The following is a 19,355-nucleotide window of genomic DNA, read 5'->3' on the forward strand; positions in this document are numbered from 1 at the left end:
TGTTCTACCTTTGCCCCCGGAAGCGCCGGGTAATCCCGCCGGCACCTTTTTCTCAAGTCTAAACATCTTTAGTCTTCACAATGGAATACCGGATTGAAAAAGACACGATGGGCCAGGTTCAGGTACCGGCCAATGTGTATTGGGGCGCACAAACCCAGCGTTCGATTGAAAACTTCAAAATTGCGCAAGACATCAATAAAATGCCCCGCGAAATCGTCCGGGCGTTTGCCTATCTGAAAAAAGCCGCAGCCCTGACCAACCTCGACGCGGGTGTGTTGTCGCAGGAGAAGTCTGACCTGATTGGGCGGGCCTGCGATGAAATTCTGGACGGCAAACTGGACGATCAGTTTCCGTTGGTTGTCTGGCAAACCGGTTCCGGCACGCAGTCAAATATGAACGTCAACGAAGTCGTAGCCTACCGCGCGCACGTGTTGCAGGGCGGCCAGTTGACCGACGAAAAGAAAGCGCTTCATCCGAACGACGACGTCAACAAGTCGCAATCATCGAACGATACGTTTCCGACGGCCATGCACATTGCGGCTTACAAGATTTTGATCGAAGTGACGATTCCCGGGATCGAGAAACTGCGGGACACACTGGATGCGAAGGCGAAGGAGTTTAAAAATGTCGTCAAAATTGGCCGGACGCACTTCATGGATGCCACGCCGTTGACCGTGGGGCAGGAGTTTTCGGGCTATGTTTCCCAGTTGACGCACGGTTTACGAGCCATCAAAAATACACTGGCACATTTGAGCGAACTGGCTCTGGGCGGAACCGCCGTCGGAACGGGCATTAACACGCCCCCGAATTATTCGGAAAACGTCGCCAAACACATCGCCGACCTGACGGGATTGCCGTTCGTTACCGCCGAAAACAAGTTTGAAGCCCTGGCCGCCCACGATGCGATTGTGGAAGCCCACGGGGCGTTGAAAACCGTTGCCGCCAGTCTGATGAAAATCGGGAACGACGTGCGGATGTTGTCGTCGGGACCGCGCGCCGGCATTGGCGAAATCTTCATTCCCGACAACGAACCGGGTTCGTCGATCATGCCGGGAAAAGTCAATCCGACGCAGTGCGAAGCCATGACGATGGTGGCGGCTCAGGTGTTTGGCAACGACGTCGCCATCAACATCGGCGGTTCCATGGGTCATTTCGAGCTGAACGTTTTCAAACCGGTGATGATTTATAACTTCCTGCACTCAGCCCGGCTGATCGGGGATGTTTGCGTGTCGTTCAACGACAAATGCGCCGTCGGCATTCGTCCGATTGAGGAAAATATCCGGAAACACGTCAACAACTCGCTGATGCTGGTAACGGCTCTGAATACCAAAATCGGGTATTACAAAGCCGCCGAAATTGCCCAAACCGCCCACCGCGAAGGCAGCACACTGAAAGAAACCGCCATTAAACTGGGCTACCTGACGGAAGCGGAGTTTGACGAATGGGTGAAACCGGAAGACATGGTGGGTACGATTGATGTATAGATTCGTAGACCTGAAAGGTTTTCAAAACCTTTCAGGTCTCAGGAAATGAATCGCTTATATACAGCTGTCAGGTTTTCAAAACCTGACAGCTGTAAGTACACTTCACAACATGAAACGAATTTTATGGCTTGGTTTTACGATCGGTTTACTAACCGGTTGTGCGCCCAAAAACGTCCTCAACACCTACCGCGTTCCGGCGGGTGGGCTGTCGACTTTTTTCAAATACACGCCCGGCAGAACCGCCATGATCAGTGCCCACCGGGGTGGGGGCGATATCAAAGGCTACCCCGAAAATTGCATTGAATCGTTCGCGTATCTGGCCGAAAAACTGCCCGTGATCATCGAATGTGACATCGACCTGACCCGCGACAGTGTGCTGGTGATGATGCACGACCAAACCCTTGACCGGACGACGACCGGAACCGGTAAACTCATCGGGAAAACCTACGAAGAAACGCAGCAATACCGCCTGGAAGACAACTTCGGCAATGTGACGAACTTCAAAATTCCGACGCTGGAGCAGGTGCTGCGGTGGGGGAAAGGCAAGGTGATTTACACGCTGGATGTCAAGAAAAATGTGCCGTTTGCCAAAGTCGTCGAAATGGTTCGGCGAGCGGGAGCGTCTGATTATTCGGTGGTGATCACCTACAGTGCGACGCAAGCGGCCGAAGTGTTCCGCCTGGACCCGAACCTGATGTTGTCGGTAACGATTCTGAAGGAAGAAGATTACCAGCGGCTGCACGACCTCGGCATTCCCGACCGCAACATGGTGGCGTTTGTTGGTGTGAAAGAACCGACCCCCGACTTATACCGGTTTTTGCACGAAAAAGGCATTTCATGCATCCTCGGAACGCTCGGTAACCTCGACAAGCAGGCCGCTGCGAAAGGCGATCAGGTCTATAAAAAGTTTGCCGAAAACGGCGCGGACGTGATGTCGACGGATCGGCCGTTGGAGGTCTATCAGGCGGTAAAATAACAGACCTCCAGGCTGAGAACGTCTTGACCCGGGTCTTTCACGACGACCCGGATCAAGACCAGAGCTTACTTTTTCCGCTGAATAACCGCCAGCGCTTTGGCCACAATCGAAGCCGCCGTTAATCCGTATTTTTCCATCAGTTGCTCCGGTGTTCCGCTTTCGCCGAACGAATCGTTGACGGCCACCATTTCCAGCGGGGCCGGATGGTTCAGCGCCAGAACCTGCGCCACGCTATCGCCCAAACCGCCATTCATCTGGTGTTCTTCGGCCGTTACGGCACAACCCGTTTTCGAAACCGATGCGAGGATTGCCTCTTTGTCCAGCGGTTTGATGGTGTGAATGTTGGTGATTTCGGCTTCTACGCCCTGTTCGGCCAGCAGCTTACCGGCCTCCAGTGCCTGCCAGACCATATGCCCGGTGGCAAAAATGGATACATCCGCACCTTCGTTGAGAAGGATGGCTTTCCCGATTTCAAACGGTTGGTCGGCGGGGGTAAAGTTGGGCACAACAGGACGTCCAAACCGGAGGTAAACCGGCCCCTCATAATCGGCAATGGCGATGGTGGCGGCTTTGGTCTGGTTGAAATCGCAGGGATTGATCACGGTCATGCCGGGCAGGGCTTTCATCATACTGATGTCTTCCAGCACCTGGTGCGTTGCGCCATCTTCGCCCAGGGTGAGTCCCGCGTGCGAGACACAGATTTTAACATTTTTATTCGAATACGCAACCGCCTGACGAATCTGGTCCAGCACCCGGCTTGAACCAAAGTTGGCGAAGGTCGTTGCAAACGGAATCAGGCCATTCAGCGTCAGACCAGCGGCAACCCCAATCATGTTGGCTTCGGCAATCCCGCACTGGATAAACCGGTCCGGATTTTCTTTGATGAATGTGTCCAGTTTAAGGGAAGCTACCAGATCGGCGCACAGGGCAACGACATCCGGATGCGAGCGGCCCAATTCTGCCATGCCCGCGCCGAAACCGGAACGGGTATCTTTCTTTTCGGTAAACGTGTAGGTTTTCATGAGGTCAGAATTAATAGTCGCTGAGGGTTTCTTCCAGTTGAGCCAGGGCTGCGGTGAGCTGTTCGTTGTTGGGAGCCGTTCCGTGCCACTTGTGGGTGTGCATCATGAAATCAACGCCCTGTCCCATTTCCGTTTTCATGATGATGCAAACGGGAGCGCCCTGGCCACCAGCCTCTTGAGCGGCTTTCAGGGTCGATGCCACCTCTTCGAGATTATTGCCGTCCATGTGGAGCACTGTCCAGCCGAAGGCTTCGTATTTGGCACCCAGGTCACGGTTGTTAAGAACCACATCGGTTGGGCCGTCGATCTGCTGTCCGTTAAAGTCAATAATGGCAATCAGATTATCCAGTTTGCGATGCGGGATAAAAGCTGCGGCTTCCCAGATCTGCCCTTCCTGTTGCTCGCCATCACCCATCAGACAGTAGACGCGGTGTGGGTCGTTGCGGATTTTTTTGCCATAGGCAGCACCAGCCGCGACCGAAAGCCCCTGCCCCAAAGAACCGGAAGCAATGCGGATTCCGGGCAGGTGTTCTGCCGTTGCAGGGTGGCCCTGCAACCGGGAATTCAGTTTGCGGAACGTCGCCAGCTCGGAAACCGGGAAATAACCACGACGGGCCAGCACGGAATACAGCACCGGCGAAATATGACCATTGGACAAAAAGAACAGGTCTTCGCCCGAACCGCTCATATCGAACACGACGGAACCCTGATCGTCCGTTTTCAGGTTCATGGCCTGGAAATACAGACTCACCAGTACATCCGTACACCCCAGCGAACCACCCGGATGCCCGGATGCGACGCCATGCACCATGCGGACAATATCCCGGCGTACCTGCGAAGCGACTTTTGCTAATTCACTCGTTTCCATGCGTTTATTTTTTAGGATCATCCGGATTTCCGCCACTCAGGCCACAAAAACCTTGGACCTGAGTGGCGAATAGGAAAGGAAAAACGTTAGATATACTGGTTGATGAGGCTCTCCAGCCATTCCTGTTTGCCACTGCGAACGGCCGGCTCCCCGTTTTCGAGTGTGTAGCTGCGCAGATCTTCCAGCGTCAGCTTGCCTTCTTCAAACGCTTTTCCGGGGCCGCCATCGAAAGAGCGGTAACGTTCAGTCCGGAATTTGAGATAGTCTGAATCTTTCAGAATGGCATCTGCCACGATAAAAGAACGGGCAAATGCATCCATACCGCTGATGTGTGCAATGAACAAATCCTCGAAATCGGTGGAGTTCCGGCGCACTTTGGCGTCGAAGTTGATTCCCCCGGGTTTGATCCCTCCGGCCTGGTGAATCACCAGAGCCGCTTCGACCAGTTCATACAGATTGATCGGGAACTGATCGGTATCCCAGCCATTCTGGTTGTCGCCCCGGTTGGCGTCGATGCTGCCCAACATGCCCGCATCAGCCGCTACCTGCAATTCGTGGTCGAAGGTATGCCCGGCCAAAGTCGCGTGGTTGACCTCGATGTTCAATTGAAAATCATTTTCTAAACCGTACTGACGCAGGAAACCAATAACCGTTGCCGCGTCGTAATCGTACTGGTGTTTCGTGGGTTCCATCGGTTTCGGCTCAATGAAGAAGGTGCCTTTGAAGCCTTGCTGGCGGGCATAATCGCGGGCCATGGTCAGAAACTTCGCCAGATGCTCGACTTCCCGCTTCATGTTGGTGTTCAGCAGGGACATGTAGCCTTCCCGGCCACCCCAGAACACGTAGTTTTCTCCACCCAGAGCGATGGTGGCATCGATGGCATTTTTAACCTGGGTTCCCGCATAGGCCAACACCGCAAAATCCGGATTGGTCGACGCGCCGTTCATGTAGCGCGGGTTGGAGAACACATTCGCCGTGCCCCACAGCAGCTTGACACCACTGGCCGACTGCTTCTGTTTTGCGTAGTCAACAATGGCCTGCAGGCGGTTTTCGTAATCCTTGACCGATGGGCCTTCATCCACCAGGTCAATATCGTGGAAACAATAATACGGCGCTCCAATTTTGGTGAAAAACTCAAAAGCAGCATCCATTTTCAGTTTCGCCCGCACGTTGGCGTCGTTATCCTGATCCCACGGAAAAACCCGCGTTCCGGGACCAAACGGATCTCCGCCAGCTCCGCAGAAGGTGTGCCAGTAGCTAATGGCAAAGCGGAGTTGTTCCCGCAGTGTTTTGCCACCCAGCTCATAATCAGGATTGTACCATTTAAACGCTAACGGATTCTTGGATTTGGGGCCTTCGTAGGCAATGGCGCCAATGCCGGGGAAAAATTCCCGGTCGCCCAGGGTGATGGTTGACATGGTTTGTAAACTGGTTAAGCGGTTTTCAATTCAATCTAATTTCAATTGAATTTTCTAATGGTGTAAAGTTGACACTTATTTTATAAATGTCAAAACGACACCTACTATTTTTTTGTTGAGCTCCTCCCTGTAACGGGCCGCAAAGTAGGAAGTCGTTGCGCGCCAAGAGACGATATCGCTGGCTGGAAATTTTAGCTAGGTGGGAATAAAATTTAAAAAGGAGTCGGTGGCCTGCTGGTATTTGGTTTGATCCACCTGGTAGTAATAGGCCCCTTTCCGGGAAAACCCTTTCTGCTTTTCGTCCAGTTTGATGAGGAGGTTCGTGGAGAGGATTTTCCGGCTGAAGTTTCGTTTATCGAATTCGGTGTTGTAGACGGCATCGTACAGCTTTTTGAGTTGGGGAATCGTAAACTTCTCAGGCAGCAGTTCGAAACCAATGGGATGCTGGGCCGCTTTGTAGCGCAACCGTTTAATGGCCAGGTCGACCATATCGCCGTGGTCGAACAACAAGGGCGGCAAATTATAGATCGAAAACCAGCGGGCCTGATACGTCTCCGTAATTTTCGATTCATAATCTGCCACTTTTACCAGCGAGAAATACGCCACCGAAACCGTTCGGACTATGGGGTCGCGGTGCGGGTCACCGAAAGCATGCAACTGTTCCAGATATACGTTGGTCAGGCCGGTCAGGTCAAACAGGATGCGGGCGGCTGCCTGTTCGAGGCTTTCAACGGGTTGCAGCCATCCACCCATCAGCGACCAGGTACGCTCTTCCATGCCGCGTTTGACGAGTAACACTTTCAAGCTTTCCCCGTCAAAACCGAAGATGATGGAATCCAGAGCCACTAAATAGGGATGTTGCTGTTTATATTGGTCTAACATGAGTCGTTGGAAAGCCGGCGGTTTCGAATAAAGGCGAAAGTAGGGAATTCATCTCATTTTTACGGTTTGCCAAACGCAACGTTCCGCAACCGACCCCATCGTTTGATCGAAGTCCTGTAAAGAACCGCTCCTTCTTCCGGTCATTTCGCTGATTTTACTGGTCGGTTCGGAATGGGGACGCTGGCAACCCTTCTTTATTATACAGATTGGGATTCACGGGGTTATCGGCCCAGGCATAGCGCACATACCGGGGCTCCGGCACCTCATCACTCCAGACCACCACCTTGCCATTTTGGATACGGGCCTTTGCCCACACAAATTTTTTATCGCTGCCCGCAATGGCAAACTCCCCCGGTGCTTCCCCGTCCTGCGTGATCAATCCTCCACCGGTATGGGTGAAGCTGATTTCGATTGTATGCCCCTCAATCGCTGATGATTGGTAGATCGGGCCGGAAGAAACCAGGTTTTCGTGGTAAGCGGTTTTCAAGGCCGCCAGAGCCAGCCGTTCGCCCACGTCTTTTTTATTGTCCGGGTGAATGTCGTTCCACTCACCCAGATCAATCGCCACGGCCATCCCCGTGTTGGAAACCTTCAGGGCGTTGAGTTGTGCTTCCCGCAAAACCGCCCAATAGCTTTCGGAGGGCTGGTAGTTGTAGTCCATAAAACCGGGCAACTGCACATACAGAAAGGGTAGCGTCCCTTGGTTCCAATGCCGTCGCCAGTCCGAAATCAAGGCCGGTAGCAGCGTGGCGTATTCGGCAGGACGACCGGCATTGCTTTCCCCCTGATACCAGCAAAAACCTTTGATGGCGTAGTTGGTTTCCGGAGCCACCATCGCATTATACAAGGCGGTGGGTTGATTTTGCGCGCTGATTCCGCCCCCGGAACCGCCCCCTGAAGGCCGGAAGGCCACGCCCACTTTATACTGCCAGGTGCCTTTCAGATCGAGGGTATCGGTTCCGGCAAAAAGACAGTAAGGTTTGTCGGGAACAAAACCGCCTTTCCCCGCCGTGTTGGTGACCCGGATGACCAGCACATTCTTCCCGGCTTTCAGAACTCCGGCAGGCAGTTTATACCGGCGCTGGGGGTATTGATACGTCGTTTTTCCGACCGGTTTTCCATTGATATACAGTTCGTCGGCGTCCACGATGCGACCCAGAAAGACTTTGGCGGGCTGGCCGGTCATTGAAGCCGGCACGTCGATTTCCTTACGATACCAGACGACGCCATTCAAGTCTTTCAATCCCTGATCTTCCCAGTACCCGGGAATGTTGATCGGGCGCCAGCCCTTCGGCGTATACGAAACGTCGGACCATTTTGGGGTGCCGGTTAGTCCAACATCCTCGGGTTGTATGGCCGGCGCAGGTAGTCTTCGGTTCAGGTGGTTGAAATACGTGGTGTCCTTGTTCTTCGCGATGGTGGTTTTCATTGCCGGAAAACCGGCCAATCCCGCTTCGCTCGTCCAGGCTTCAATGGGCGTCCCACCAACACTGGCGTTGATGATGCCAATGGGAATGTTATAGGTTGCGTACAGTTTTTTAGCGAAAAAATAAGCCACTGCCGAAAAAGCCCTGACATCTTCGCCCACGGCGGCTTTCCATTGTCCGGCCGGAAGATCGCTCTGGGGCGTTTGCAGGTTCGTCAGCGTGGGAACCCAGAACTGCCGGATTTGGGCGTTGTTGGCCTGTTCAATTTCTTTTGCATACGTGACGTCATGGATGTTGAGTTGATGCACCATGTTGCTTTGCCCGCTGCAAAACCAGACGTCGCCCACCAGAATATCCTGGAGGGTCAGCCGGGAACTCCCCACAATATCCATCGTGAAGGGCCCGCCCGCCGGCGTGGCGGGCAGCCTAATCTGCCATTGACCGGTGGCATCGGTGACGGTTTTGTAATTCCGGTTTTTAAAACGGACGGAAATTTTTTCGCCCGGTTTTGCCCATCCCCAAATCTTCAGGGGGGCGTCGCGTTGGAGCACCATGCCATCGCTGATGAGTTTGGGCAGGCGCACCTGCCCGAAACACACGACCGACGCCAGCAAAAGAACCGTTAGGAGATTAAGGACTTGTTTTGTATTTACGCACATGGGTTAGGTTCAATCAATTCTGTAGCGACGATAAAAAGTTTGCCATAAAAATGCCGCCGTTTTCAACTGAAACGGCGGCATTTTTACGCTGATCTTCATTGATTACTCTACCACAATAACCGGTGGCAGCACTTTCTGTTCTTCCTCGGCCGACAGTTCCTTCTTCTTCTCCGGTTTAGAACGCGCCTGCCGTTTCATGGTAATGTCGTACAGATCGGTTCGGCGGTCTTTCAGAATCTGAACCGAGCCTTGTTCGTGTAACTCGGTCAGCAACGACAGATCGACGTCGGTGATCAGCACCATTTCGGTGTTGGGTGTCGACTCGGCTTTGATGGCGTTGTTGGGAAACTGAAAATCGGAAGGCGTGAACACCGCCGACTGGGCGTAATGAATGTCCATGTTGGCCACCCGGGGCAGGTTGCCGACACAGCCCGAAATGGCCACGTAACACTCGTTTTCAATGGCCCGCGCCATCGCACAATGCCGCACCCGGTTGTAGCCATTCTGGGTGTCGGTCAGGAAAGGGACAAACAGAATCTGCATGCCCTGATCGGCCAGAATCCGGCTCAGTTCCGGGAACTCGACGTCGTAGCAGATCAGCAAACCGATCTTGCCGCAGTCCGTATCAAATGTCCGGATTTCGTTGCCACCCACCATGCCGTAATGCCGCACTTCATTGGGCGTAATGTGAATTTTCCGGTACTCTTCGAACGACCCGTCCCGGCGGCAGAGATAGGCTACGTTGTATAGTTTACCTTCGTCGATGAGCGGCATACTGCCACCCACAATGTTGACATTGTACGAAATTGCTAATTCTGACAACCGCTGACGCACTTCATGCGTGACTTCGGCCAGTTTCCGAATGGCAACCGGGCCGGGCAGGTCATTGTAATCGGCCATCAACGGCGTATTGAAAAATTCCGGGAGAACCAGAAAATCGGCTTTGTAGTCACTGACAGAATCGGCGAAAAATTCGACCTGTTCGAGTAGTGACTTCATATTCGGAAACAACCGCATTTGCCACTGCACCACACCCAACCGGATGATGTCGTTGGTATGCGGTTTTTTCTTCTTTTCATCGACGTAATAGATGTTGTTCCACTCCAGCAAGGTCGCATATTCCAGCGATTCACTGTCGCCGGGCAAATAACCGCGCAGCACTTTCTTGACGTGAAAATCATTGGAAAGCTGGAACGTCAGCGTGGGGTCGTAAATTTCCTTCTGCTTTACTTTGGCAATAAATTCACGGGGCGACATTTCGCCGGCATAGCGCACGTAGTTCGGAATGCGCCCGCCCGCCATGATGCCTTTCAGGTTCAGCGACTCACAAAGTTCCTTTCGGGCGTCGTACAGCCGTCGTCCCAGTCGCAAATCCCGGTACTCAGGGTGGACGAACAACTCGATGCCATACAGCCAGTTGCCTTTCGGATTGTGTGTGTCGAAACTGTAATTGCCGGTTATTTCCTCGTAGGTGTGGTTGTCGCCAAAATCGCTGTACTTCACCCGAATCGCGAGTGAACAGGCCACCACTTTGCCATCGACTTCCACGCAGAACTGACCTTCCGGAAAGATTTTCAGCAGTTTATCGATGAGGTTCTTCTCCCAATAATCCCCGCCGATGCCGCTGTAGACTTCGATCATGGACTCCTTTAGGTCGGCGTAATCGGATTTCTGTAGTGTTCTGGTTTGAATATGCATATCTGTATTTGGCGTTATTTCGCAGAGTTGAGCGGAGGGAAGAGAGCTAAGCGGAGAAAATTAAATAAAAACTCCGCTTAACTCTCTTTCCTCCGCTCAACTCTGCGAAACAACGCCTTCTTTAATTTTCTCTTCTAAACTCAAAAGGTGTTCATCTGTAAAGTCCAGATGCGTGACGAAGCGGACCAGATGTTTCCCGAAGGTAATGGCTAAAATTCCTTTACGGCCTAATTCTTCAACGTAATCGGCGGCTAAGATGTTCTGGTTCAGTCGAAAAATGACAATATTGGTGTCGATGGGATAAATTTCTTCCACTTCGGGCAACGCCAGCAGCATCTGGCCGATTTTTCGGGCGCGGGCGTGGTCGAGTTTCAGGCGGTTTATGTGGTGATCGAGGGCGTAGATGCCCGCAGCGGCCAGGTAACCGGCCTGCCGCCAGCCACCACCCATCAGTTTCCGGTAGCGACGGGCCTGTTTGACCACCTCCGCTTTCCCCAGCAACAGCGACCCCACCGGACAACCCAGCCCTTTGGACAGGCAAATGCTGATTGAATCGAAGAGCTGACCGTAGGCTTCCGGGCTTTCTCCGGTTTCGACCAGCGCATTGAACAAGCGCGCACCGTCGAGGTGCAGTTTCAATCCGTGTTCGTCGCACACCTGCCGGATGGCGGCAATTTCGGGAATGGTGTAATAACAGCCCCCGCCTTTGTTGACGGTATTTTCCAGACAGACCAGCCGCGTAATCGGCTTGTGCAGATCATCGGGCTGAATATGGTCGCGAACCAGGTCGGGCGTTAGTTTGCCGCGTTCGCCCTGCGCCAGACTGAGCGACGCCAGCGCATTGACGGCGATGCCCCCGCCTTCGTAGAGGTGAACGTGCGAAAGCTGGTCGCAAATCACATCGTCGCCGGGGCGGGTATGGGTGCGAACCGCCAATTGGTTGGTCATCGTGCCGGAAGTGCAGAAAAGAGCCGCTTCCATCCCGAACAAACGGGCGGCTTTCTCTTCCAGGGCCAGCACCGTGGGGTCGTCGCCCAGTACATCGTCACCCACTTCGGCGGTGAACATGGCTTCCAGCATTGCCGGACTGGGTTTGGTAACGGTATCACTTCGTAAATCGATCGGCATAGCCTGTTAGAAAAATTTTTCGGTTGTATACAGCTTACAAAGAAAACAAAAAAGCCGTCCCCTAAAAAGGAGACGGCTTTCTAAAACAGTAACAACAAATACTACTCTACTCTCACTTATATCGTTATAAACCAAAGTTTTTCGAAATTCCGAACGACGCCCCACTGCCAAAATCGAATTTAAAATTCGTCGTGCTTTCAGAAGCACCCTTGGGTTTGAGGGATGCGTAGCTCAAACCGCCGAAGCTAAAATTTAAAGCAAACCCGTTTTTCATATTAACACCAATTGCCGGGAAGAAAGTGCCACGAAACCCATTTGCCGATATGCCACCGGTTTTGCCTGAGAGAATATCGGCGTTAAACTGGCCATAGAGGGCGAAAATATCCGAAAGGGGAACAGCATACCGGATAAAGGGGCCAACGGCAAAGGCCGAAGTTTTCGACTCGACGGCGTTCGTGGTGGTTTTCCAGCTTTCGGTTGAAAGCGACAAGCCAGCCGTCCAGTTGTCGGTAAACTGGTAACCAACCGCAGGTGAAAAACCGAAGGTATTGACCTTGTTACTCTCGCTGGTCTTTTGCGATTCGGCTTTGATCGACCCATACACCAATACCGTATTTTTCTGGGCATAAACGCCGGCCACGCTCAAGGCGGAAACCAGCAAACTCATCACTACTTTTTTCATTTCTTCTGTCTGGTTGTAAGATGATGCCCTTTTTTCGAAGGGTTTACGTTGAGACGTAGAAATTTTTAAAAGTTACATTTTTAGAAAAAAAACGGTTTAAACGGCACAAAAACGCGATATGCGGGCGGTCGGCAGGGTGGGTGTCCGATTCGTTTGGTACAAATCCGGCACCGGATTTGCAGAAATGATTAGAGGAGAGCCGAATCCGTCTTTCTTGGTTTTAAACAACAGGTATGGATGAGCTGATCCATTACGCTATTCCGGGGTTTGTCCTTCTGCTGCTGACGGAAGTCGTGGTAACGGCGGTTCAACAGAAAGATTATTACGAAACCCGGGATACCCTGAGCAGTCTGACGATGGGCATTGGCAATGTCATCATCGGCTTGCTGGGCAAGATTATTGTGTATGGAGCCTATGCGCTGGTGTATGAATACCGGCTCTTGACCATTGATATGACCCGGTGGTGGGCATGGGTCGCGTTGTTTTTGGCCGACGATTTCAGTTACTACTGGTTTCACCGGATCAGCCACAGCAGCCGGTATTTCTGGGCGTCCCACGTGGTGCATCATTCGTCGCAGAAATACAATTTGGGAACGGCGCTCCGGCAAACGTGGACGGGTAACCTGAGCGGGGCGTTTGTTTTCTGGATCGGGTTGCCGCTGCTCGGTTTTCATCCGGCCGCAGTTCTAACCATGCAGTCTATCAGCTTATTATACCAGTTCTGGATTCATACCGAGTACATTAACCGGTTTCCGGCTTTCATCGAAGCGGTTTTTAATACGCCTTCACACCACCGTGTTCACCACGGTTCGGATCTGAAATACCTGGATAAAAACCATGCCGGGGTGTTGATTATCTGGGATCGGTTTTTCGGCACATTTCAACAGGAAGAAGAACAACCCACCTATGGGCTGACCAAAAATATTGAGACCCACAACCCCTTCCGGATTGCGTTTCACGAATGGGTAGACATGGGCCGGGATGTGGCCAAATCCGGTTCTTTTCGGCGGGCTATTCAGTATGTGTTCGGTCCACCGGGCTGGAGTCACGACGGTTCACGCCAAACTACCCGGCAATTGCGCAGGGAGGCTTCAGTTCCGGAAAAACACGGTTCTGAAAGGCAATAAAACAAGATGCCCGCAATTACATTCCTGCTTTTTTCCGATATTCCTGACTAATCAACCGATTATATTCCGGATGGTTTTTAATGTAAGTTGCTACAAATGAACAGGATGGGATTATTTCCAGGTTGTATTTCTCGATGTATTCCAGCGTGCCTTGCACCAATTGAGAGCCTAAACCAGCGCCTTCCTGTTTGGAGGGCACTTCCGTATGCGTCAGCACCAGCGTTTTTTCGTCTTTCGGGGTGTAGGCGATAAAAGAGAGCTGTCCATAATTTTCGAGTTCAAAGCGATTTTCCGCCCGATTGATGGAAACCGCTTTTTCCTGAGTTTTCATGATGAGGAGTTTTTAGGTTTTGTACGTAGGTAACCATTGAAGAAATAATATGTTACGATTCTGTGGTAATTTATGAGGAAAATATGGCTATTTGTCAATTACCGCCCCACGCGTTGAGAATTCTCTTGCCATAATCGACGGTTTTCCTGAAATTAACGCTTTGGATAGGAACGCGGATGGAGCGGACTGAACGGATCAAAACAGAGAAGTATCGGTGGAAATCCGTTCAATCCGTGTTCCTATCCAAAGCGTCAATCAGCCCTAACCATTTCAAATCATGAAAATCAAAGCCGTATTATCCCTTTTGCTGGTGTTGTGGATGGCCACAGCCTCCCGCCAGTCCGTTCCTTCGCTGGCCGGTTCCTGGCGGCTGACCGATAGTGGTGGTGCCACGGTCGACTTTGTGCTTTCGGAAGGCTATATGATGGGGGCCTTTCACGAAAACGGCCGCTTTCTGGGGGCGCAGGGTGGAACGTATCAAACCGATGGCAAGCAACTGAAAATCACCTACGAGTTCAATACTGAAGACAGCCTGCAGGTAGGAACCACGCAAACGCTGACCATTGATTCGTTCAAAGACAACCGCCTGGTTGTGAAAACCGACGACGGAACCGATACCTACGAACGCACCGACACCCCGACGGCCCAAACCCCAATGGCCGGTTTGTGGCGCATAACGGGCAATATTGACGACAATGGGCAGGTGAAAACCCGTCAGCGAACCGCCCGGAAAACCCTGAAACTCCTGACCGGAAACCGGTTTCAGTGGGCCGCCATCAATCCGGAAACCAAACAATTTATGGGAACGGGCGGTGGCACGTATACCTATGTAAACGGCAAATACACCGAAAAACTGGAATTTTTCTCCCGCGACAACAACCGCGTGGGCCGCTCCCTGCCATTCGAGGCCGAACTGAAGGGGAATGACTGGTATCACCGGGGGCAAAGCTCGACCGGCGGAAAGGTCAGTGAAGTTTGGAGCCGCGAAAAATAAGCTTACCTTGGGGCTGAAAAACCGTTTCAGCCCTTTTTACTGAAAAGTACCTGCCATGTTTTTGATTGATGCCCACCTGGATATTTCCCTGAATGCGATTGAATGGAACCGCGATTACCGGCTGTCGGCCCACGAAATCCGGGACGTGGAAGCGGGAATGACCGATAAAATTGACCGGGCCAGAGGCACGGTTTCACTGCCCGATCTTCGCCGGGGTGACATTGGCCTTGTGGTCGCTACGCAAATCGCCCGGTTTAACCAGAGCAACGGCAATCTGCCCGGCGCGGGCTGGAATTCGCCCCACCAGGCCTGGGCCATGACCCAGGCGCAGCGGGCGTGGTATGAGGCCATGCAGGACGCGGGTGAAATGATTCAGATTCACGACCTCGCCGGACTCGATCAGCACGTTGCCCTCTGGCTCGATGCATCGATTTCGAACGAGAAAAAACCGGTGGGGTATATCCTGAGCCTGGAAGGAGCCGATTCGCTGGTGAACTTGTCGTATCTGGAAAAAGCCTACGCGTACGGCTTGAGAGCTTTAGGGCCAGCGCATTATAGCACCGGTCGCTATGCACCCGGAACGGGATTGAGCGGTCCGCTGACACCCCTGGGCCGGGAACTGGTGCTGGAAATGGATCGGCTGGGGATCATTCTGGATGCGACACACCTGACCGACGAAGGTTTCTCGGAAGCGCTTTCCCTTTACAAAGGCCCGGTTTGGGCGAGCCACCACAATTGCCGGACGCTCGTACCGCATCAGCGGCAGTTGTCCGACGACCAGATTCTACAGTTGGCCGAACGCGGTGGGGTGATTGGCGGATGTTTTGACGCCTGGATGATGAAGCCCGGTTTTACGCAGCGCACCAGCAATCCGGCCGATTTTGGCATCACCATCGAAACGATCATCGAGCATTACGACCACATTTGCCAGCTCACCGGCAGCAGCCAGCACATCGCCATCGGCAGTGACCTGGACGGAACGTATGGCACCGAGCAGTCGCCCACCGACCTGGATACCATCGCCGATTTGCAGAAATTGACCGGATTACTGGCCGCACGGGGGTATTCTCAATCTGATATTGAAAACATCTTTTACAAAAACTGGCTGCGGTTTCTGCGGAATGCCTGGCGTTGACCCTGTGGATTTCAAACAGGCTGGCGGGGTTGCCTTTTTCGGGTGAGCATGAGCCGGATGATGAATACGAAAATGGCCAAAACTACAAAAGCGGCCAGCAGCGGCAGAAAAACCGCAAGGAATGAAAGCCCGAAGGAAGCGACGTTTTCGGCACTGGCGACCACCGGATTGCCCAAACCGCCGGTCGTGGCCGTCGAACCGATGCGCAGCAAACTGGTGCCGGCCTGAATCAGTCCCGCCGTGCCTCCGCCCGCAATGATGCCCAATCCCCATTTCAAAACCGGCTCGTCGATGGCAACGAACGAGGTGGTCAGGATGGCTCCGGCGACAAATGCAATTGGCGTTGCCACCGTATCCAGCGCATTGTCGAGCCACGGAATGTAATACGCTGCGACCTCGATCAGGGTGGCTGTCGCCAGTAGAAAGAAAGCAGTCCAGGTTCCCAGCCACTCAAAACCGGGCGTTACGGCGATCCAGCCCACCTTGACGGCCAGGCTGGCGACGAGCATGGGTACAAAAATTCGAAAACCGCAGCAGGCACTTAGCGCAATCCCGAGGCAAAAACTGAGTATCCATTCCATACAAACGTGGGTTGTAATCCGGGAAGAAAGATAGGAGATGGAAACCAATAGACAAGCCGGAAAGCCGATAATCCGGGCGATTGCTTTCCATTCAAAATCAGAAAAGTACAAATCAGGCCCGAAATCTTGACGTTGAGGGTCGTATAGTCTCAGGAATTCCGTATTTTTCGCTCCAAAACGTTCTTATTCCCAAACCTTTCATGAACCGTCGTCAGACCCTTGCCGCCTTAGCCGCCACGACTGGTGGAGCCGTTATGTCGCCCTCAACGTTGTTAGCCCATTCCGCACCCGAAGTGGTAAAAGACCCTCCACCATTTACGTTTGCTCTGAATATGAGCACCATCCGGGGGCAAAATCTCGGTTTTGTGAAAGAACTGGAAGTCGCTTCGAAAGCCGGTTTTCGCTCGGTCGAAATCTGGATGAACTCGTTTCAGGAATACCTCAAAACCCATACCGTCGCCGATGTTCGCAAACTGCTGGGCGATCTGGGAATCAAAGTTGAAAACGCCATCGGGTTTGCGCAATGGATTGTGGATGATGAAACCACCCGGGCCAAAGGCGTGGAGCAACTGAAGCAGGAAATGGAATTGCTGGCGCAGATTGGCTGCAAACGCACCGCAGCACCGCCGATGGGAGCGACCCAGCAACCCGGTCTGGATCTACGGAAAGCCGCCGAGCGCTACCGGACGATTCTGGAACTGGGGGATAAAACGGGCGTGGTACCGCAACTGGAACTGTGGGGCGGTTCTAAAAACCTGAATAAACTGAGTGAAGTGATGTTCATCGCTGTCGAGAGCGGACATCCGTCGGCGCGGGTATTGCTGGACATTTACCACTTGTATAAAGGTGGTTCGAGCCCTGCCAGCCTGCCGTTGGTGGGTAAACCCGGCATCGAGGTTTTCCACCTGAACGATTACCCCGCAAATCCGCCCCGCGAAACCATCGTCGATGCCGACCGCGTGTATCCGGGCGATGGCATTGGACCGGTACGCGATACGCTCAAGCAACTGAAAACACCCGGCAAAACAATCGTGTTGTCACTCGAATTGTTCAACAAGACCTATTACGCGCAGGACGCGCTGCTGGTGGCAAAAACCGGGCTGGAGAAAATGAAAAAAGTGGCGGAGGGAATTTGAAAATTGAGTTATGAATCAGGGTTTATCAGAGGTAATCAGGGCTTATCAGAGAAAAACTCTCATTAACTCTGATGTCCTCTGATAAACTCTGATTCATAACTCAATGCGAGTCCCGCTTCACCACCGGGCCGGAACCGCCTTGCAGGAAGTCGAAGTCGGCGCCTTCGTGGGCCTGTAAAACGTGGCGGATGTACATCCGGGTGTAGCCGCGCTCGTAGCCCAGGTCGATGGGTCTGAAATGGGTCAGCCGCCGGGCCAGTTCTTCGTTGTCGACATGAAGATTCAGCAGGCGGTTTTCGACGTCGAGCGTAATCAGATCACCATCCTGAACCAGTGCCAGATTGCCGCCGATGGCCGCTTCCGGCGAAACGTGCAGAACCACCGTTCCAAAACCGGTGCCACTCATTCGCCCGTCCGAAATCCGCACCATGTCGTGAACGCCCAGCGCCAGAATTTTGGCCGGGAGCTGCATGTTGCCCACTTCGGGCATGCCGGGATAGCCCTTCGGTCCCACGTTTTTCAGCACCAAAACGCACGACGGATCGACGTCCAGTTCCGGGTCGTCGATCCGTTTTTTGTAGTCGTCGATGTTCTCGAAAACCACCGCCCGGCCCGTGTGCTGCATCAGTTCGGGAGAAGCCGCCGAGGGTTTCAAAACCGCCCCGTTCGGACACAGATTGCCTTTCAAAATAGCCACACCCGATTCCGGTTTGAACGGTTCGGCCACCGACGCAATCACATCCCGGTTGTAACATTCGGCCGCCAGGCTGTTCTCGCCCAGCGTCCGGCCATTGATCGTCATGGCGTCGTTGTGTAAAAACTGCCGCAATTCCTTGATGATGGCAGGCAAACCACCGGCGTAGAACAAATCCTCCACGAAATGTTCCCCGGAAGGCTGCAAATTGGCTAACAACGGGATTTGAGCCGATAATTTGTCAAAATCATCGATCGACAGCGGCACGCCCATCCGGCCGGCAATGGCGGTCAGGTGGATGATGAAATTGGTTGATCCGCCCAAAGCGGCATTGACCATGATCGCGTTTTCGAAGGCCTGGCGGGTGAGAATATCGGACGGCCGGATGTTTTGCTTCACCAGCTCGACGGCCCGCATCCCGGCCATGTGGGCAAGCACTTTCCGGCGCGAATCAGCCGCCGGAATCGTAGCATTGTCGGGCAACGCCAGCCCCAGTGATTCGACCATCGCGGCCATCGTGGAGGCTGTTCCCATCACGGCGCAGTGGCCCTGGCTCCGCGCCATACAGGCTTCGGCGGCCACGAACTCTTCCTGCGACATTTCGCCCTTTTTGTTGGCTTCGGCAAACCGCCAGAGGTCGGACGTACCAATGTTGCGGCCTTTGTATTTGCCGGCCAGCATGGGGCCGCCGGATACCACGAGGGTGGGAATATCGACGCTGCAGGCACCCATCACCAGCGAAGGCGTGGTTTTGTCACAGCCACACAGCAGCACCACGGCGTCCATCGAATTGCCCCGAATCGACTCTTCCACGTCCATGCTGGCGAGGTTTCGGAACAGCATGGTAGTTGGTTTCATCTGGCACTCGCCGAGCGACATGACGGGGAATTCGAGCGGAAAACCGCCTGCTTCCCACACGCCCCGTTTGACGGCTTCGGCCAGGTCGCGGAAATGGGCGTTGCAGGGTGTTAATTCTGAAAACGTATTGCAGATGCCAATAACGGGCTTACTTTCAAATAGATGGTGTGGAAATCCCTGGTTTTTCATCCAGGCCCGGTAGATAAAACCGTCTTTGCCGGTGCGGCCAAACCATTCTTGGGAACGAAGGTACAT

General features: G+C 53.2%; 17 protein-coding genes. 6 read left to right on the top strand and 11 right to left on the bottom strand.

The features are described 5' to 3' along the window. Nucleotides 1–80: 80 nt before the first annotated feature. On the top strand, nt 81–1,484 hold the full coding sequence (fumC, locus tag FH871_RS11295; RefSeq protein ID WP_138991550.1) for a class II fumarate hydratase: 1,404 nt from the start codon (nt 81–83) through the stop codon (nt 1,482–1,484). 109 nt (nt 1,485–1,593) lie between these two features. Beyond that, the gene (locus tag FH871_RS11300; RefSeq protein ID WP_138991551.1) at nt 1,594–2,460 is read left to right on the top strand and encodes a glycerophosphodiester phosphodiesterase family protein; all 867 of its coding nucleotides are present in this window, start codon (nt 1,594–1,596) and stop codon (nt 2,458–2,460) included. A gap of 65 nt (nt 2,461–2,525) precedes the next feature. Here FH871_RS11300 and FH871_RS11305 read toward each other — a convergent pair whose 3' ends face one another. The 8 genes from FH871_RS11305 to FH871_RS11340 all read right to left on the bottom strand — a co-directional run bounded on the left by FH871_RS11305 (nt 2,526) and on the right by FH871_RS11340 (nt 12,244). Further along, nucleotides 2,526–3,482, bottom strand: a complete 957-nt coding sequence (locus FH871_RS11305) for a transketolase family protein (protein WP_138991552.1) — start codon at nt 3,480–3,482, stop codon at nt 2,526–2,528. A 10-nt stretch (nt 3,483–3,492) separates the two neighbouring features. Further along, entirely contained in the window at nt 3,493–4,371 is an 879-nt protein-coding gene (locus FH871_RS11310) for a transketolase (RefSeq protein ID WP_305036397.1), read from the bottom strand. A gap of 65 nt (nt 4,372–4,436) precedes the next feature. Further along, a complete protein-coding gene (gene xylA, locus FH871_RS11315; protein WP_138991554.1) occupies nt 4,437–5,768 on the bottom strand; it encodes a xylose isomerase in 1,332 nt (443 codons plus the stop codon). A 195-nt stretch (nt 5,769–5,963) separates the two neighbouring features. Beyond that, nucleotides 5,964–6,650 carry an NUDIX domain-containing protein gene (locus FH871_RS11320; protein ID WP_114409481.1) on the bottom strand — a complete coding sequence of 229 codons (687 nt, stop codon included), beginning with the start codon at nt 6,648–6,650 and terminating at the stop codon, nt 5,964–5,966. Nucleotides 6,651–6,804: 154 nt separating this feature from the next. Further along, complete coding sequence (locus tag FH871_RS11325; protein ID WP_138991555.1) at nt 6,805–8,736, bottom strand: sialate O-acetylesterase; 1,932 nt, start codon at nt 8,734–8,736, stop codon at nt 6,805–6,807. Between the two features lie 102 nt (nt 8,737–8,838). Next, nucleotides 8,839–10,434: a bifunctional GNAT family N-acetyltransferase/carbon-nitrogen hydrolase family protein gene (locus FH871_RS11330; RefSeq protein ID WP_138991556.1), complete on the bottom strand. Its 1,596-nt coding sequence runs from the start codon at nt 10,432–10,434 to the stop codon at nt 8,839–8,841. 96 nt (nt 10,435–10,530) lie between these two features. Then, the gene (locus FH871_RS11335) at nt 10,531–11,562 is read right to left on the bottom strand and encodes a low specificity L-threonine aldolase (protein WP_138991557.1); all 1,032 of its coding nucleotides are present in this window, start codon (nt 11,560–11,562) and stop codon (nt 10,531–10,533) included. 124 nt (nt 11,563–11,686) lie between these two features. Then, nucleotides 11,687–12,244 carry an outer membrane beta-barrel protein gene (locus FH871_RS11340; RefSeq protein ID WP_114409477.1) on the bottom strand — a complete coding sequence of 186 codons (558 nt, stop codon included), beginning with the start codon at nt 12,242–12,244 and terminating at the stop codon, nt 11,687–11,689. Nucleotides 12,245–12,477: 233 nt separating this feature from the next. On the opposite strand from FH871_RS11340, the gene FH871_RS11345 reads away from it, so the two are divergent. Next, complete coding sequence (locus FH871_RS11345; protein ID WP_138991558.1) at nt 12,478–13,371, top strand: sterol desaturase family protein; 894 nt, start codon at nt 12,478–12,480, stop codon at nt 13,369–13,371. Nucleotides 13,372–13,387: 16 nt separating this feature from the next. Here FH871_RS11345 and FH871_RS11350 read toward each other — a convergent pair whose 3' ends face one another. After that, nucleotides 13,388–13,702, bottom strand: coding sequence for a GNAT family N-acetyltransferase (locus FH871_RS11350; RefSeq protein WP_138991559.1), 315 nt, complete (start codon nt 13,700–13,702; stop codon nt 13,388–13,390). Nucleotides 13,703–13,979: 277 nt separating this feature from the next. Here FH871_RS11350 and FH871_RS11355 point away from each other — a divergent pair, with 277 nt between their 5' ends. Further along, complete coding sequence (locus FH871_RS11355; protein WP_138991560.1) at nt 13,980–14,696, top strand: membrane or secreted protein; 717 nt, start codon at nt 13,980–13,982, stop codon at nt 14,694–14,696. A 55-nt stretch (nt 14,697–14,751) separates the two neighbouring features. Continuing rightward, complete coding sequence (locus FH871_RS11360) at nt 14,752–15,831, top strand: dipeptidase (protein WP_138991561.1); 1,080 nt, start codon at nt 14,752–14,754, stop codon at nt 15,829–15,831. Nucleotides 15,832–15,842: 11 nt separating this feature from the next. Here the strand turns inward: FH871_RS11360 and FH871_RS11365 are convergent, their stop codons facing one another. Next, a complete protein-coding gene (locus tag FH871_RS11365) occupies nt 15,843–16,412 on the bottom strand; it encodes a DUF4126 domain-containing protein (RefSeq protein WP_138991562.1) in 570 nt (189 codons plus the stop codon). 200 nt (nt 16,413–16,612) lie between these two features. On the opposite strand from FH871_RS11365, the gene FH871_RS11370 reads away from it, so the two are divergent. After that, nucleotides 16,613–17,548 carry a sugar phosphate isomerase/epimerase gene (locus tag FH871_RS11370; RefSeq protein ID WP_138991563.1) on the top strand — a complete coding sequence of 312 codons (936 nt, stop codon included), beginning with the start codon at nt 16,613–16,615 and terminating at the stop codon, nt 17,546–17,548. A 100-nt stretch (nt 17,549–17,648) separates the two neighbouring features. On the opposite strand, the gene FH871_RS11375 is transcribed toward FH871_RS11370, so the two are convergent. Continuing rightward, nucleotides 17,649–19,355, bottom strand: a complete 1,707-nt coding sequence (locus tag FH871_RS11375) for an IlvD/Edd family dehydratase (RefSeq protein WP_138991564.1) — start codon at nt 19,353–19,355, stop codon at nt 17,649–17,651.

It is taken from the genome of Larkinella sp. C7 (genome assembly GCF_006149005.1).
GTDB lineage: Bacteria > Bacteroidota > Bacteroidia > Cytophagales > Spirosomataceae > Larkinella.